Raw genomic sequence first — 16,911 nt, forward strand, 5'->3', positions numbered from 1 at the left:
GGAAAGCGATCGCAACCTAAATTGGAATCAATACCAGCACAGTAGTGGCGAGTGCGATTTGCAAGAAAAAGTTTCTCTACAACCTGTGGGGCGATCCTGTGAAATCAGGAAGGTAGGGGCATCCACAAAGAATGCTCCTACCCGATCAAGTTAGAGTCCACTAAGAGTCTGGGAACGAGAATCTAGATGCTCTTCAGTTCTGTTTATGCCTTTGCAGAGCTTGACTTTTCTGGCGTTCCACTGCTGTGGTTGTCAGTTTTGCCATTTTTGTGATGGGTATGTCCATTCCCATTACGCGGCAAAATCACTCCATAACCACCGTGGTTGCGCTCATAAATAACGTTAATCTCACCGCTTTCGGCATTGCGGAACATATAGAAGTCATGATCCACCAGTTGCAACTGTTCCAAGGCTTCGTCCATCGTCATTGGCGGCATTGCGAAGTACTTGGTACGCACCACTTCTGAGGGGAGTTCGGGGGTGCGAGAACCAATGAGATCCTCTGGCACTGGCTCTTGTTCTACCACAATGCCAGTCTTCATTTGAGTCTGGGTCTTCTTATCCAGACGCTTTTCTTTATATTTCCGGAGTTTGCGGGCAATTTTATCGGCAACTAGGTCGATGCTCGCGTAGAGACTCTCGCTACTCTCTTCAGCACGGATTACTGTACCGTTGGCAAAGATAGTCACCTCAGCGGCTTGTTTTGGATTTATCCGGGGATTGCGAGCCACACTAAGATGCACGTTTACTTCGCTCGTCAAACTCTGAAAGTGGCTGACTGCCTTGTCAATTTTTTGATTTACGTACTCACGAATCGCGTCGGTAATTTCAATGTTTTTGCCGTGGATAACAAGCTTCATACCGGATACTCCATGCTGTACCGTTGTGATAATTTAGAAAGCTCAGCAGAATTGCGGCTTTCTCAGTAGCGATCGCGTTCCCGTTTTTTGGTGTTAGCAAACGTTGAACGGAGCCAAAACTTTGAGCAGTAGCAAATTTTTCCCGATTTCACACTGTTGCTAGGATGTTCTTGCTGGCAGTCCCTCAGCTAGAGGGGTTGTCAGCAGCCCTATCGCAAATAAGCAACTGCCGATGTTCTTGTTTAGGTTTCCTAAGGTGCTATTTAACTAATGTACATTCCCCAGCTTGGTTGCGATCTCCAAGTCTATCTTTGGGGTTATTTTGAAGAGGTATCCTCCCTCAACACTTGAGGTTATAACTTCAACACTAGCACTTTGTATTCTAGAGAACTTATGCCTTTGACTTCTCTTCAGAATCCTTTGCATCTTTTGACATTTCTTGATTCCAGCAGATTAATTATGCAAAAAATATAAGTCAAATTACTGTTGATTTTTGCCATGATTTTAAGTAAGTCTGAAGGGTCTGCTGGGAAAGCCTCGGAGCAACTGCGCCAACTCCGGTTATACAATCGGGGGCAGATGCCCTATTCGGCAGCTTGGGACTGGCAGCGATCGCTGGTTTCCGAACGCATCAACGATCCTAGTTTGGCGGATGCCTTGATTTTGCTAGAGCATCCGCCGGTTTACACGCTTGGGCAGGGAGCCAGTCTAGAATTTCTTAAGTTTGATCCCGCAGCGACCGACTGGGAGGTTTTCCGAGTGGAACGAGGGGGTGAGGTAACATACCACTGTCCGGGTCAGCTGGTGGGTTACCCAATCCTGAATCTGCGCTATTACCAGCAAGATTTGCACTGGTACTTGCGGCAGTTAGAAGAGGTATTGATTCGGGTGCTGGATGTTTACGGGTTAAAGGGCGATCGCGTTGCTGGAATGACTGGCGTTTGGCTGGAAGGCTGTAAGGTAGCAGCGATTGGCATTAAGGTCAGCAAGTGGATTACTATGCACGGCTTTGCCTTAAATGTTTGTCCCGACCTTACCGGATTTGAGCGCATTGTCCCCTGCGGTATTGCCGATAAGTCGGTTGGCAGTCTTGCCCAATTCGTACCCGGAATTGACTTGCACCAAGTGCGCCAAGAAGTAGCGAAAGCCTTTGCGGAAGTTTTCCACGTTCAGCTAATTGTGCAAAATTGCTAATTGTTTATTGCTGTTTAGTCTTTATTGATCGTGTTGACCTGCAAAAAACTATCTAAGTCAGCATAAGAGCCTGCGTAGGTCACGGTGGGCACTTCATAGCCCTTGAGATTGACGATATATTGCTTAAAACCAGTCTCTTGTTTTGCCAAAGAGATGAGATACTCGTGAGTAGTTTCTCCCACAGCAATATCCAGACCCAGTTGCTTGGTGGCAGATTCCAGACGAAATGCCGCATTCACCGTATCCCCAATCGCGGTGTAATCGGGGCGATCGCCACTACCCGTGTTCCCAACCATTGCAAAACCCGTATTAATTCCTGCCCCAATTCGCAGCGGAAAGGGCACGGGATATTTATTACTCAAATCCATTGTGATTTTATGGAGGGCGCTCACTGCTTGACAAATGTTGAGCATATCCTCATCGGTCACTCCTTGGGGGCCATGAAACCAAATCGCCATGACCGCATCGCCAATATATTTATCAACCCAGCTGCCATACTCTCGGATGATATTTCCTGCATGACGGAACCAAGTACCAATCACCGCCGATAATATTTTTTCATCTAGTTGCCGGGTGAGAACTGTGAAGTCGCGGATGTCTACCACCATGACTGACATCAGACGGCGTACGTGCAAAGTCGAAGTGAGCGTATCCTTGTCCCCGCTTGGTAATGGCTCATTGTTGCGGTTGGCGGTAGGACAGTGAAACTCTAGATCCGTCTGACCAAAGGTAAGGCGATCGCCATTGCGTAAAGTAACCGGAATACTGACTCGTCTGCCATTGACAAAGGAGCCGTTGCGACTTCCTAGGTCAATTAGGTAGAACTCGCCGGTTTCAGTACATTGCAACATTGCATGGTTGCGAGAAATCCAACGATCCGGCAACACAAAATTGTTGTCGTCACTGCGACCAACTGTCCAGCAGTTACTACTTACCAAGGGGAGATAGCGATTGCCGGACTCGGTACGAAGGAGTAAGTAAGGAGTGGGTCGCAAAGTCACCACAGGCTAGAGAAGCAACGACGCATCGTATGGAGTGGTTAAATTTTAGCTTTCTTCTGGAGCTTGATGGGTAATTTGGGAACCTTTGTAACTAGATGTCCCGACATGAATAAATTTTTCAGGGGACACTTTCAAGATATTTTTAAGCCATAGTAGCAGCCAGCCAAAACAGACCGTCTACCAAGATTGTACTCAAAACGGCTCCACCAAACGCCCACCAATGCAGCTGGCGCGATCGCAATGGTACCAGACCAACACCTAATAGGATTCCGAGAAGCACGAGTGCCCAACTGGTTCCCCAGGGGGTGCTGACTTGAGCGATCGCACTTTGAAAAACCAGTGATGCCTCGCTTGGTGCAACTTGCATGACGGTTCGCCAGTGTGGAATCAAACCAGCTAAGTAGAAGTATATATCTGTTACTGCCGTGCCAAACAGGGAGCCAAGATAAAATAGGTTGCCGACAAGACCCCAACGGCGGGTCAAACACCATAAGGCAAACGGTAAACCAATTGCTTCCACCGGCAAGTGGATCGTGGGTTCCCAGCGCAGCCAGCCCCAATAAATCGACCCTGCCAACCAACTCCAGCTAAATCCCAGCAGCAAATCTCCCCACACATGAGTCGCAGGACGCCGTCTGAGAACCACGCTCAGCCAAACCCATCCCGCTGTCATTACTAAACTCAGTTCTGGTAGCAGCCGCACTAAAGGGGCTTGCACAAACACTGGCACGGATACCAGAAAAGACGCAGCTGCGAAAACTAACCAAGCTTGGCGGGTGCCGATTCCCCAATCAAAAAACCCCAACAGAGTTTTACTTGGCTGGGGGAGATTACCAGGAACAGAAGAAGATGAGTTAGAAAACCAGGTATCGTTAAACAAGATTTTGTTAATATTCTTTACTTTAGTTTACATCTTTTACGATATCACAGGAAAAATGCCCTAGGGGGGGATATAGAAATCTTAGCTGAGTTTTATTGAGCAATACAAGTGGCTTTTCGGAGTAGGGTGGCAGAAAATGAATGGGAAGTTGGGAGAAACTCGGCGTTGAGAGTCGGAGATTTTCTAAAAATTGCTCGTCTTATGTAATGCCTGTGTTATGTGTAGTGGCGCAAGATGCCTCTGCCGGTGACTCGCAAAGAAGAAAGAAGAAAGGCTGACTTGTCTGGAATGCTGCTTATTAGAGGATTTCATGGCTGTATCAAAACGTAAAAAATTGGCGATTCTTCGTGTCGGTGCTGCCAGCACTGTGTTGACCTTCCCCTTAGAAGCGATGGTAAGGGCGCAAGACGTGGCACCCGTTGCCGCAACCACACCTCAGATGAATATCTTTCAAGCGGTGGTTCTAGGCATGGTGCAAGGGTTGACTGAGTTTCTGCCCATTAGCAGTACGGCGCATTTGAAGGTGGTGCCGGTGGCGCTAGGATGGGGCGATCCAGGAGTCGCCTTTACCGCCGTGATTCAGCTGGGCAGTATTGCCGCAGTGCTGTGGTATTTCTGGGGGGATTTGACGCAAATTACAACGGGTGCATTCAAGGCGATCGCTCACAAGAATTACGAATCCAACGACTTCCGTATGGCACTGGGAATCGTTTTGGGAACCTTACCCATCCTCTTTTTTGGACTGCTGATCAAAAAGTTTATTCCCGACTTTGACAACTCCCCGTTACGGAGTATGGCAGCGATCGCCATTGCCTCTATTTTCATGGCTTTATTATTGGGAATTGCCGAGCGCATTGGCAAGAAAAAGCGTAACTTTGAGCAATTAACACTTCAAGATGGCATTTTGATGGGATTGGCTCAGGCTTTGGCGTTAATTCCCGGCGTTTCTCGCTCCGGATCCACCCTGACTGCTGGACTATTTATGAATTTAGAACGGGCAACCGCTGCCCGGTTTTCTTTTTTATTAGGAATCCCAGCAATTACCCTGGCAGGGTTAGTGGAATTAAAAGGTGTTTTAGAAACAGGACTAGGAGATGGTGGACTGCTGCCTTTGCTGGCAGGAGTCATCTCAGCTGGAGTATTTTCCTATCTCGCGATCGCGTGGCTGCTGCGCTTCCTGCAAACCCAGAGTACGTGGGTATTTATTTGGTATCGGTTAGCATTTGGAATAGCTATCTTGGGCGCGATCTTCGTCAAACTAATCCCTAATATTTAATTACTTTTTCTTCTCCTCCCTCCGTGCCTGAAGCGGTTCGTTTCCTCCTAGTTTTATGAGCGAGATTTCTATTCGTCCAGCCTTAATTACCCAAGTCCTCCCCGACTCCATTGCCGCCGAAGTCGGGTTTGAACCGGGAGATGCAATTGTTTCCATCAACGGGATGCGCCCTCGCGACCTCATCGACTACCAGTTTTTGTGTGCGGATGAAGTGCTGGAACTGGAAGTTTTAGATACTGCTGGCAAAAGCCACTCGGTGGAAATTGAGAAAGACTACGACGATGACTTGGGGTTGGAATTTGAAACTGCCCTATTTGATGGCTTAATTCAGTGTAATAACCGCTGTCCTTTTTGCTTCATCGATCAACAGCCTCCCGGTAAAAGGCGATCGCTTTATCTCAAAGATGACGACTACCGCCTCAGCTTTCTCTATGGCTCATACTTAACCCTGACCAATCTCACCCAGAGGGAATGGGACAGGATTGAGCAGATGCGCCTCTCTCCCCTCTATGTTTCCATCCATGCTACCGAACCAGAAGTCCGCAGCCGCCTGTTAAAAAATCCCCGCGCCGCTGAGATTTTGCAGCAACTGCGGTGGTTTCAAGAACGGCGTCTGCAAATCCATGCCCAGGTTGTTCTCTGTCCTGGCATTAACGATGGCGATCGCCTAGAGACTACCCTGAGGGATTTAGCCTCTTTTCACCAGGGAGATATCCCGGCTGTCGCCTCTGTGGCAGTGGTTCCGGTTGGTTTGACACGTTTCCGTCCAACCGAAGACGAACTAACCCCAGTGACGCCCCAGAAAGCCGCTGAAGTGATTTTGCAAGTCCAGGCACTCCAGGAGAAATTCCGCAACCAGATGGGATCGACTTTTGCCTGGTTAGCCGACGAGTGGTTTTTAATTGCTGGGCAAGAATTACCGCCAGAATCAGACTACGAAGACTATCCTCAAATTGGCAATGGGGTTGGTTCGATTCGCCAATTTCTCAAGGAATTTCAGCAGGTTGCCGCGAAAAAATTGCCGCGACGTTTAAAAACATCCCAAAAATTAACTTGGGTGGTGGGGAATGCAGTGGAAAAAGCCTTTGAGCCTATCTTGCAACGTCTGAATCAAGTGCAAGGACTGCAAGTAAATCTGGCGGCGTTGCGTAGCGAATACTGGGGACAAGAGATTAGCGTCACTGGCTTGTTAACGGGTCAAGATTTGCTGAAACTAAAGGGAAGAGATTTGGGCGATCGCATTCTCCTCCCCTCAGTCATGCTAAAACATGGCGATTCTTGCTTCCTGGATGACATGACTGTGGAACAACTCGCCACTGAGTTGGGTTCACCCATCTTGCCTATCAATGGCATCGAAGAACTCATCGACGCCTGCATTCACCCTTGATCCGTCAAGCCTTTAGCAAGTGAAGGGACGATAGCGGACTGAGATAGCCTTTTTTCATACAAATCGAGCAAAAGCCTTTCCTTGAGATCCCAATCAAAGACTTCCTTCACCCGCTTTTGTCCCGCTTGTCCCATTCGCACCCGTAACGCTGGATCTTCCGCTAAACGAGTCATCGCAGCAGCTACGTCGCGTGCGACTTGTTCGGGATTTATCGCAGCCACTTTAATCCCAGTTTCCTCCGTTACCTGTACCGCTGGCCCTCCCAGATCCAAGCAAATGACTGGACGCCCCGCCGCCATCATTTCCGCGCAGACAAATCCCCCAGATTCGTGCAGGCTGGGATGAACGAGGACGTGGCAATGCCCGATTTTAGATAGGGTTTCCTGGCGCGGTAAAGCGCCCCAGAAGCGAACTTTATCCGCCACTCCCAGTGAGTGAGCGATCGCTTCCAATTGTTGCCGTTCCCGTCCATCTCCCACAATCCAGTATTCTGCTTGGGGAATTTGAGCCAAAGCAAAAGCTCGAATCCCCAGATGGACTCCTTTCCAGTGGATGAGCCGACCCACGGTAGTAAACCGTATGGGACTATCATCAGGCACAATATGGTGCGCCAATTGACTAATTTCTTCCTTAGATAAACCCACTTGCGAAGCGATTTGGACATTTTTTACTCCAAGCGATCGCAAGCGTTCTGCTGTCTCCTCAGTGGTTGCTAATCCTACACAACTTCGCTTTGCCGTCAGTCGCACAAACGGATCTTGCTCACCCACCGATTGAGCGAAGTTTCGCAGCAATTCGTAAACCTTGCCACGCCGACTAAAATCTTTCCAGAAAGCTTTTGGAGCCGATTCAGCGCCTCCGACAGGCCCCCAAATGAAGGGGACTGGCAATAGGGCTAAAAAGCTAGGAGACCAGTGTTTCACATAAGTGACATGACGCACCAAGTCAAAGCCAATCTCCCGATGCAGCCGCCTTGCCAGAAAATAAGCTTGTATTTGCCAAAGGTAGTAATGAAGTTGCACTAACCCTTGTTTATTCCGCCAATCTTCCGTCCAATTAAATGGATCGAAATAAATAAAGTGTAAATTGGGAACCGGGTGACAAGCTAGCTCGGCTTCAATTGCTGCACGATAACCAATTCGAGTTAACACCCAAACTTCGTGATGATTTGCTACTTGCCGAACTGTATTCCAGCCTACCCCTTCCTCAGAGCCACACCCAGGCTCACAAGCGTATGCAGATAGAAGGATTTTCATAGGCTTTTACCTTTTATAAAATTAGCCGTTTTCTCTATCTATAGTTCCCACCCACTTTCAAAATTACCCATTTACCCAAAATTATTTTTATGGTTTCCAGCCTAAGCTGAGAAACGCAATTTTAGAAGTGCTGTCTCAATTCAATATCATTCGGCATTTATTTGAATTTTTTGTAAAACATTCATTGCTACTTCTGCCATCGATTTGGCTGCTGCCTCTGGAGTGTACTGCCCGATCAACTGCTTTGATTTTTCTCCCATTGAGGCAGCAAGCTCTGGATTATCTATAAAACGGCGCATTCCTTCAGCAATTTCTTCTGGGTTTTGCGATTCAAACAAATACCCATTTTCTCCTTCTATCACCATTTCATAAGCGCCTGCACCTTTAGAACACAATATGGGTTTGCCAAATACCATCGCCTCTAGCACCACCATTCCCCATACATCTTCAAAGGTAGGAAAAACAAAGACATCGGCATCCTGAAAATATGCCCCTAGTTGCCCGTAATCTAACCATCCTGTCCAGGTCACACGCTCTGTTAGATTATTGTTTTTAACAAAAACTTCCAATTCCTCACGTTGCGCTCCATCCCCAATAATTACCAGCGAATAATCAGAATATCCCTGACTTGTAAGAAGAGAACATGCCTCCAACAACGACTTTATTCCTTTTCTAGAAATCACTTGCCCGACAAATAGAAAAACCGGACGCTTTAGCTTTAGTTCACTAGGTTTTGCAGCTTCAAGACGTTCCCGCAAAGCTTGGGGTTCAGGCACCAGATAAGTTTTTGTAAAAATTCTCCTTTCCTCAGCTCCAATTACCTTATAAAGATACTTTTTGCCATCGTTACTATTAGCAATAAAAGCATCTGTAAATTTAACCATTAAACGACGCGAAAAGGTACGAAGTTTAGAATCTTCAAAATTTGTATTCGGCGAACTGCCATCATAAATGATTACAACTTTCCAACCTCCCAAGGGTTTGAAAAGCAGTGCTAAAACAGTCCATATAGAAAAAGCGCTGACAAAAACAACATGAGGTTTAAACTCAAGTAACTCATTCACAATCTTTGGGGAAGCTACCATAAAACCGCGACCATAGCCACCCGATACTTGAGTTGCCTCTACAAATTTAAATTTTCCTACAAGTTTAACCGCGGAAGCTCCTGGAGCATCAGCATCGAATTTCGGCCAAAGACAGCCAGTATAAAAAATTGTATTCTTACAGATTTTCGTAAGTTCGTACAAAACAGGTCGCCAGTAAGAGCCAAATTCGACTGAGGGGATCGCAATAGCAATGCGGAGATCGTCTACTTTTAATTCTGTATCGTCAGAATTTCTAATTTTCATGTTCCCACCTGTCCCCGTTTGCTAAAGCTTGAGAAAAGCAATTTTCTGTAGGGCAGCAACCAATAAATAGGCCATAAAATTCCAGCATGGCGCTGAGCAAATAACTTCCTTTCTTGAAATGTAAAATTTTTAGGTTGTTCTGCCTTTTGCCATCGTTCGCGAATCGGCAAATTAGAATCCATCCAGTTTGCGTACAGAGGGTTTCCGGAACAGGTTCCGATGTAGCCTGGAGCTAGCCAAACCGTATATCCTTTTCGTCTCGCGCGTAACCCATAATCGAAGTCTCCCGCATAATGCTTAAAGTCAGGATCTAAGTTTCCGATTGCTTGGAATATCTCTTTAGGAATCAATACACAATTTCCATGCATGGTGTCACATCGTATAGCTTTTTGGCTCGGTTCTAGCCAGCGAAATTTGAAGGGATGCCACCACGTACTTTTCACAACGCCGCCATAAGAAACCGTATTCGTCTCCGGATCGCAAGTCGCCCCGGTTACAATGGCTGCTGCATTTCCTTGCGAGGCTAAAAAATGAGAGGTTGTCAGCAAATTACTTAAAGCTTCTGGGTAAATTAGCGTGTCATCATTCAGCCAGAGATGATAATCATGAGGGTGCTTAATGGCTTCAGAAAATGCCACTCGCATTCCTCCATTCCAGAATAAATTTCCATCTCCCTGGATAATCTTTACTTGAGGATAATGTTGGTTGACGGCTGCTGCTGTACCGTCAGTACTGCCGTCATCTACAAGATAGACCCAAAGATTAACGTTAGTTGGGAGTACCTGGTTGAAAAGTGCCTCTAGACTTGCTAAAGTCTTTTGCTTGCGGTTATAGCAAGTGATAAGAACAGCTATGCTAGTATTTTCCATCAGCGCCTCACATTATTAAAATAAATGTTAGTTGTCATAATAGCTATATTATTCCTGAACTTGGGAATACTAAAATTAGAAGCATGAACAATGTATCAACGTAATTACTTTTTTTGGTCAACCTATATTCTACAATTTAGCAAGCCCTAAGCTTACCTTTTCTAAAATTAAAGAATATTTTCAATATTCTTGATATTGGTTTTTATTAAGCTAGTTTATAGCGGCTTAATTCACTTTCTGAGGTTAACAATATGTCTGAGGCAATGAAATTAAATTTAGGCTCTTTCGACCGCATTTTTTCTGGCTGGATCAATACAGATATTACTCCTCATATCTGGGTTTCAAAAATCCCCTTTTTACCTGATCTCATGTATAAAGTAGGGAAGCTCGATCGAGAACGATATGACGAGCATCAAAAAGGAATTTTTCGTCAGCTTACATATCTGGATCTGACTAAAAAATTTCCCTGGTCTGATAATAGTGTTGATGCAGCATATACATCTCATGTACTTGAGCATTTATACTTGGAAGGCGCTTTAAATTGTATCTCTGAAGTTTATCGAGTTCTGAAGCCAGGTGGAATATTTCGGGTTGCAGTTCCAGACCTCGATCAATTAATAAAGAGCTACAATCCTAGCTGTCCTGAAGTATTTTTGACAGAATTTTTAGAAGCAACGCAGACGTTAGAAAAAAATCGCCACCACTGGCACTATAACGAAAATTCGTTGCGAAAAATTCTCTTGGATACTGGATTTCGGGAAGTGGTTAGAGGCCACTACCGAGACAGTAAAATACCAGGGATTGCAGAACGAGAAGAACGCCCAGAATCCCTATTTATGGAATGTATTAAATAATAGTTGAATTAGTAGGGTGGGCAATGCTCACCCTAAAATTTTATGTTTATGGAACATAAGTGGAGGGGAAAAGAGGGATAAGATGATACAGACCCATATAAGTCTGAAAACCCGTGTTTAAACCTACATAGTATGAAGGAATAATAATATTTACAATGACCAGATAAAATAATATAAAATGCCCCGTAAAGACTTTTTCTTCCCGGATCAGGATAGCAAAAGCGATTAACATTCCAAAAAAACCATAGCCTACATTTCTGCTAGTATCCACAATCAAAAACATTGTAGAAATAGGGAATGCAATTATACTAGCGATCGCACTTACCAAAAGTGTCTCGCCCTGACGCCAAAGTATCCACAAGATATACAGGATAATAATCCACAATAGCTTGTAGGAGAAAAAGAACCCTGCTAACCCCAACATTGGATTTTCAGCTAAGTACTGCAATGCCGTCTTATTCTCCAGTATCAAGTGTGCCTTTACTGGACTATCCAGAGAAAATCCACTGCCAGCAAACCAAATAAAACAATAAATGGGGACTAAGGATAAAGCGGTTAATACTTCTCTTCTGGGAAAACAGAAAATAACAATTGGGATAAAGACAAAAGCACTGGCTTCATGTGTGGCTAAGGCAAAAGCAAGGGTTGCGAGTCTTCCCTGCCGAGTCATAGGGATACAAGCTGGAAGTAATAGCAGGCTAAAAAATAACTGATCGACATAGCCCGGAAATTGACAATTAAAAATTAAATAACTACTGGTTGCAATTGAAAGGTAATATAAACCAAGTTTTTGATAATTTATCGATTTGGATTCAATTTCTTGTTGCCCCTCATCAGTCTCCTTTGAACCGAAGATTTTGGACTCGATAAAGGTTAAAGTCAAGAAGATTAAAAGATAGGTACAAGCCAGAGAAAAAATGTAATATAGGAATGGTCCACTCATATGGATAAAGTTAGCGATCGCTAGCATAAACAAGCGTCGATAATACCAGTCAGCATTTTGACTAAAAGGCTCTAAACTCCTAATGGCATACTCTAAACCCATCACCCCTGGACCTAAAGGATAGCGAAAAGGGACGATGAGTAAAGATATAATTGCAAAGATGGTTAGAGACGCGATCGCTCTTCTTTTAAACCCAAACTGAAATAGTGAATGGCGCGGCTTAATAACCGATATTAAAATTGGGTATGCAATAACTAAAGTTGCGATAAAAAAGAGAAATCCTTTGATAGGGATTATGCCGTAATTAGTAGTAATCTCAGCTAGTTGCTGCGGAGCAGTTTTGGCTAGGATTTCTGGAGAAATTACCCCTTGGCTGAAACGACTTTCGATTGCTTGAACAGTTGTAGAAACCCAATCTTGAGGCAGGCGATTGAAAATTGCTTGAAACGCCATGATTATCCTATTCTTCGGCGCATTCGCTACTGCATACAAAGTAGCTACAGCTATCCAGAAAAAGGCTGGAGGAATAACATTCTTTTCTTTGAGCGTATCAAAGAGTACGTAATGTAAGTATTTCTCTGAGCGTTTCAACATCTAAAAAATCCCTAGATAAAATTTTGTTGGTTATACAACACTGCGTACTATCTCTAAAAAACGCCTACCGTATCCTTTGATTTGTTCAACATTATCCTGTTTAGCTAAACTTTCTTTTTCTACATCTGGTCCTGGTGTTAATGTAGTGAAACTTTTATCAATCAGTGCTGCTAGTTGTTCCGCATTACTACGCTCAAAAAAGTAAGAATCAGGAGGATTCTGCTCCAGGTGAACAGGAAAGTCAGAAAGTAACATGGGTTTACCAAGAGAACGTGCGTCCTCTACAACCGTACTCCAACCTTCAAATAAAGAAGGCTGAATTACAGCTAAAGACCTCCTCATGAGCTGAATTTGGTCTACACGAGGAATTAATCCTAAAAGACGTACTTGTTCGCTAATTCCTAATTCCTCAATTCTTGTTAAGAGGTAATTGTAATAATCAGGATTACGATAATCAGTAGCACTTCCAGTACAAACAACGGTAGGTGTAAGCCCCTGTTGTTTCAGTAGCCCCAAAGCTTCAATTACCACAGCATGATCTTTATGTTTCCAAAATTGATTGCTGATCAGGAAAAATTTATCTGGAAGTTGATAACTTTCTTGCGTTAGTTTGGGATCTAACTCAAACCATTCAGGTGCGGGACAGCTTACAAAATTCATTACAACACTTCGAGAAGCTGCTTCCGGATAAAGATGTTTAAAGTCTTCTTGTGCCATATTGCTACTGAGGACAATAATAGGAGCAGCGTGAGCAATTTGTTGCTGATCTCGATTACGTTGAGCGATTTCTTCCGGAGAGAAAAGGTTGGGTAAGTGATAGTGTTGAAAGTCAGGAATCCAACCTCCCCACTGATAAGGTGAGCGGGTTCCTGCTATCGCCGGGTAAAGAAAATTTATTTTTTGAGGATTTAGTAGTTCCAGAGGAATGAAAGAGATACGCTCAGCTAAAAAATTACACATTTTTAGATAGGCACGCTGCCACTTGGAAGTAGCATAAATTTGGTTAACGTAACCCCGGGCTGGTTCTATTAAATTTATATCTTTATCGTGAACAGCGATTGTTAGCTTGATATTCGCTTTTTCTGTTTCTGGTAAAGTAGCGATCGCGCGGGCTAAATTCTGAATATATAGCACGCCCCCTAGCCAGCCAGAGCCACCCACCATGTTGAGACAAATATGTAAATTTTTTACCATCCTAAAATCTCAGCTCGACACCATTGAACATAGACGTTTACACCCCTTTCTATCGTTACTTCAGGGGTAAATCCAATATGGGCAAGTTTGCTCATATCGGCTTGCCAGTTTATCGGAGTTCCGACAGGAGTACTATTATCAAATTCAACTGGAATATCTTCCCCTAGTTTGGTTAACACTAATGCTGCTAATTCTTTGATTGTTGTTTCGATACCATTCGCAAGATTATAAACCTCGGCTTTAAAATTAGCTTTTTCAACAAGAATATGAAGTGCCCTTGCTACGTCTCTACCATGAATAAAATCACGGCTTTCGTTGCCAGTACCTCGTAACTTCAGCGTGGAGTGTGTCAACGCTTTTTGGCACATATCCCAAAGAACTTGTCGCCTCAGTCCTGGGCCATAACCCGAAAAAATACGTACTATAGCAGTGGGTAAGTTATAAACTTGAAAAAACTCAGCGCAAAGTTGCTCAGACATCAGCTTATGAAAGCCATAGGGAGAAATTGGCTTCAAGCTTTGATTTTCCCGAATGGGTAAGGCTTCGGGATTTCCGTAGACAGCAGCACTAGAAAGATAAATTAAACGACAGTTCGGAGCATATAGACGTAATGTATCTAAAAGGTTGAAAGTGACGGCGACACTGTTGCTGAAATCTGCTGAAGGGTCGCTAATTGAAAGCTCTACTGAGGCTCTTCCAGCACAGTGAATACAAACTTCCGGTTGCAACTCTTGAACAATTTTTGCTAGCTCGGTAGAAGGCAAATTTAATTGTTCATAGCGAAACAAATCTTGTCTAGGCGCATTTTCTGGAGGACGATTTCCCACCCCTATAACGCTCCATCCATTTTCTGTAAACTGACGAGCAACATATCGTCCAATAAACCCTGTTACACCTGTAATTAGAACAGTTTTCATATAAAGATTTTTGATTTGTTTGTAAAATTATCTATTTATCTCATCTCTCTACTTTGTCAGTCTAAATCTCCGAACAATTTGCTAACGGCGATTGTTGGCATTCTAGTAGCGGGAAAATCTTTTTTTAATATTGCTAAATATTCATCTTCACCAGGAAGATATTGATCGCAATCTTCAGAATAATCTTTAGCTCTTACCCACTCTTGCGATCGCATATCAAATCTTTTAATGATTCGACATGGATTTCCTACCACCACGCTGAATGGAGGAATATTACAATTTACTACGGTGCAAGCCCCAATGACTGAGCCGTATCCTACTTGGACGCCTTTCAAAATAGTCACGTCTACACCTAGCCAGCAATTTGTGCCGATGTCTATTACTCCATCAGTAGTTGTTAAAGCAGTGTGATAAGGAATAAATGGGGAAGTGTATTCGTGCCCACTTCCTAACAGTTTACAGTCATTACCAATTAAACTGTAGTCACCGACTTTTATTAAAGCTCCAGCACTATAAAAGTTTCTGCGACCGATAAAACAGTTATCACCAACAATGACAGAAATTTTTTCTTTTTCTCGTTTGTTAATGACAATTACTGTTTCCGAACCGATAACTGAATTTTGACCAATTTTTACATTACCCCACCCTAGTACATGAACCGATGGATCGATATAAGAGTTTTTACCTACATTTTGCCTTTTACTAAAATGGGCTTTTAAGTTACCTCCTAGCCATTTAATCCTGTCTATTTGAGCGTCTGTTAGTTTAGATACTATAAAGCGCTTCATTGATTTTTACCCGCGATCGCTTACTACTTCTTTGCTATTTAAAATCTTCCGTTCACCTTCAGGAACTTTGCCAATAATCTGGGCTGGATTCCCCGCAACAATCGTCCAAGCAGGGACATCTTTAGTAACGACTGAGCCAGCACCGATAATTGAGCATTTTCCAATCGTCACCCCTCTTAAAATAATTGAGTTACAAGCAATCCAAACATCCTCTTCAATAATGACTGGTTTTCCATTTAGGTTTAAGTCTTTAGGAAAACCTTTTTGGATAATGTGAACAAATTGTTGATGACGCGCTACCGGAGCGAGTGGATGAGTTTGATTGTCGAATATATTTACATTATGAGCAATAATTGTTCTATCTTTTATTTCAATTAAAGTGTCTGACCAAATTCTAGAGCCTTGGGCTAAATAACAGAAATTGCCTATTTTTATTTTTCCTCCGGGAAAAGTCATTAATTGACCTTCAATGTGAGTATTTTCGCCCAGAATAATACTATTTTTATTGCGATCGTGGCTTATCAGTGAATTGTGGTCTAAAACACTTGAATTCTTGCCAATTACACACTTTTTTTTGGTTAAGTTAGCATTGATTTTAGATTTAATTTTGGAGAAAGGGTTCATCTAGTAATTACTCCTTAAACAAAACTTTTTTGGAATTTATTTTTAATTTTAGTAAACAGGCTTCTATTGTCAAAAAAGTTTTCTTGAAACAAGGAGTCCGCTTCTACATCCCGAATCATAAAAGGAGGGTGTTTTAAAGGAAAGCTAATTTCTTGTATTCCCATTTTACCTAATGGATTTTCAGTAGAAAAAGTGTGAGTTGCATTAGCTCCGAAACCAATATTTGTAATCAAATTAACTTCAGGCACTATCTTTAATCCATGTTGAAGCCAACAAGCTAGCAGCCATTGATAATCCCAGCAGGATCGATTTTTGTTTTGGTAGACATCCTGAAATATTTTTTGCCAAAACAAATAATATTTTGGTACTCTTAAGTAATTTTCTAGGAACCGATTCTCTAAAATTTCAGGCCATTGCTTAATGTCGTAATCAAAATATTTCCAGGCTCTGCGCCAAGATGCCCAACCCCAATTTCCACCAAAACAAGAAAAATAATAACTTTGTCCAGGTAACTTCCGTTCGCCTAAAAGATTGGTTCCGGCGATACTCATTACCCTTTCATCATCGCGATATTTTTCTAATAACTCCTCGCAAAACTGAAAGAAAGTTGGGTGAGGTAAACAATCATCCTCGAAAAGGATGGCTTCTTCTACTTGTTCAAATATCCAATTAATACCTGTCGCTGGACGTAAACCGCAGCCTAAATTTACATCTGAATAATTTTTTAGAATTTCGCAATCCCAATCTACAGTGTCAATAATTGCACGAGCAGCAGCGCACTTTTCTGCTTCACCTGGTTGATCGCTACGAGGGCCATCAGCAACTACTAAAAGCTTCGGCGGTTTTGCCTGACGAATTACCTCAAAAACCTTGGCTGTAGTCTCAGGTCGTTTAAAGATTAACAAAGCAACGGGAGTTTTCATGG

General features: G+C 43.4%; 16 protein-coding genes. 4 read left to right on the forward strand and 12 right to left on the reverse strand.

Annotated elements, in window-relative coordinates; translation table 11 throughout:
- Positions 1-203 precede the first annotated feature (203 nt).
- Positions 204-860: a ribosome-associated translation inhibitor RaiA gene (gene raiA, locus NC997_RS02675; protein ID WP_190411856.1), complete on the reverse strand. Its 657-nt coding sequence runs from the start codon at positions 858-860 to the stop codon at positions 204-206.
- A gap of 498 nt (positions 861-1,358) precedes the next feature.
- Between raiA and lipB the strand changes: the two genes are divergently transcribed.
- Positions 1,359-2,054: a lipoyl(octanoyl) transferase LipB gene (gene lipB, locus NC997_RS02680; protein WP_190529487.1), complete on the forward strand. Its 696-nt coding sequence runs from the start codon at positions 1,359-1,361 to the stop codon at positions 2,052-2,054.
- Between the two features lie 14 nt (positions 2,055-2,068).
- On the opposite strand, the gene NC997_RS02685 is transcribed toward lipB, so the two are convergent.
- Positions 2,069-3,058, reverse strand: coding sequence for an FHA domain-containing protein (locus tag NC997_RS02685; protein ID WP_190529489.1), 990 nt, complete (start codon positions 3,056-3,058; stop codon positions 2,069-2,071).
- Positions 3,059-3,197: 139 nt separating this feature from the next.
- Entirely contained in the window at positions 3,198-3,863 is a 666-nt protein-coding gene (locus tag NC997_RS02690; RefSeq protein WP_199292376.1) for a DUF3120 domain-containing protein, read from the reverse strand.
- 382 nt (positions 3,864-4,245) lie between these two features.
- On the opposite strand from NC997_RS02690, the gene NC997_RS02695 reads away from it, so the two are divergent.
- Both NC997_RS02695 and NC997_RS02700 read left to right on the forward strand, forming a co-directional pair.
- Positions 4,246-5,211, forward strand: coding sequence for an undecaprenyl-diphosphate phosphatase (locus NC997_RS02695; protein WP_190430914.1), 966 nt, complete (start codon positions 4,246-4,248; stop codon positions 5,209-5,211).
- A 55-nt stretch (positions 5,212-5,266) separates the two neighbouring features.
- Positions 5,267-6,598, forward strand: a complete 1,332-nt coding sequence (locus NC997_RS02700; protein WP_190529492.1) for a TIGR03279 family radical SAM protein — start codon at positions 5,267-5,269, stop codon at positions 6,596-6,598.
- Here the strand turns inward: NC997_RS02700 and NC997_RS02705 are convergent.
- The 3 genes from NC997_RS02705 to NC997_RS02715 form a co-directional block, all read right to left on the reverse strand.
- Positions 6,589-7,854 carry a glycosyltransferase family 4 protein gene (locus NC997_RS02705; RefSeq protein ID WP_190529494.1) on the reverse strand — a complete coding sequence of 422 codons (1,266 nt, stop codon included), beginning with the start codon at positions 7,852-7,854 and terminating at the stop codon, positions 6,589-6,591. The genes NC997_RS02700 and NC997_RS02705 overlap by 10 nt on opposite strands.
- A 146-nt stretch (positions 7,855-8,000) precedes the next feature.
- Positions 8,001-9,203, reverse strand: a complete 1,203-nt coding sequence (locus NC997_RS02710; protein ID WP_190411849.1) for a glycosyltransferase family 4 protein — start codon at positions 9,201-9,203, stop codon at positions 8,001-8,003.
- The gene (locus NC997_RS02715; RefSeq protein ID WP_190411848.1) at positions 9,200-10,072 is read right to left on the reverse strand and encodes a glycosyltransferase family 2 protein; all 873 of its coding nucleotides are present in this window, start codon (positions 10,070-10,072) and stop codon (positions 9,200-9,202) included. The genes NC997_RS02710 and NC997_RS02715 overlap by 4 nt, the downstream gene beginning before the upstream one ends.
- Positions 10,073-10,335: 263 nt before the next feature.
- Between NC997_RS02715 and NC997_RS02720 the strand changes: the two genes are divergently transcribed.
- Positions 10,336-10,926 (forward strand): methyltransferase domain-containing protein, encoded by a 591-nt coding sequence (locus NC997_RS02720; protein WP_190411847.1) that lies wholly within the window; start codon positions 10,336-10,338, stop codon positions 10,924-10,926.
- Positions 10,927-10,972: 46 nt separating this feature from the next.
- Here the strand turns inward: NC997_RS02720 and NC997_RS02725 are convergent, their stop codons facing one another.
- From NC997_RS02725 to NC997_RS02750, 6 genes are read right to left on the reverse strand one after another with little or no spacing between them, the layout of a single operon-like run.
- Complete coding sequence (locus NC997_RS02725) at positions 10,973-12,463, reverse strand: hypothetical protein (protein WP_190411846.1); 1,491 nt, start codon at positions 12,461-12,463, stop codon at positions 10,973-10,975.
- Positions 12,464-12,493: 30 nt separating this feature from the next.
- Positions 12,494-13,657 (reverse strand): glycosyltransferase family 1 protein, encoded by a 1,164-nt coding sequence (locus tag NC997_RS02730; RefSeq protein WP_190411845.1) that lies wholly within the window; start codon positions 13,655-13,657, stop codon positions 12,494-12,496.
- Positions 13,651-14,574, reverse strand: coding sequence for an NAD-dependent epimerase/dehydratase family protein (locus tag NC997_RS02735; RefSeq protein WP_190529497.1), 924 nt, complete (start codon positions 14,572-14,574; stop codon positions 13,651-13,653). The genes NC997_RS02730 and NC997_RS02735 overlap by 7 nt, the downstream gene beginning before the upstream one ends.
- Before the next feature lie 56 nt (positions 14,575-14,630).
- Positions 14,631-15,362, reverse strand: a complete 732-nt coding sequence (locus tag NC997_RS02740) for an acyltransferase (protein WP_190529499.1) — start codon at positions 15,360-15,362, stop codon at positions 14,631-14,633.
- 6 nt (positions 15,363-15,368) lie between these two features.
- Entirely contained in the window at positions 15,369-15,986 is a 618-nt protein-coding gene (locus NC997_RS02745; protein WP_190529501.1) for an acyltransferase, read from the reverse strand.
- A gap of 14 nt (positions 15,987-16,000) precedes the next feature.
- Positions 16,001-16,909 carry a glycosyltransferase family 2 protein gene (locus tag NC997_RS02750; protein WP_190529503.1) on the reverse strand — a complete coding sequence of 303 codons (909 nt, stop codon included), beginning with the start codon at positions 16,907-16,909 and terminating at the stop codon, positions 16,001-16,003.
- Positions 16,910-16,911 lie beyond the last annotated feature (2 nt).

This window comes from Trichocoleus sp. DQ-A2 (genome assembly GCF_039961915.1).
GTDB lineage: Bacteria > Cyanobacteriota > Cyanobacteriia > Cyanobacteriales > FACHB-T130 > FACHB-T130.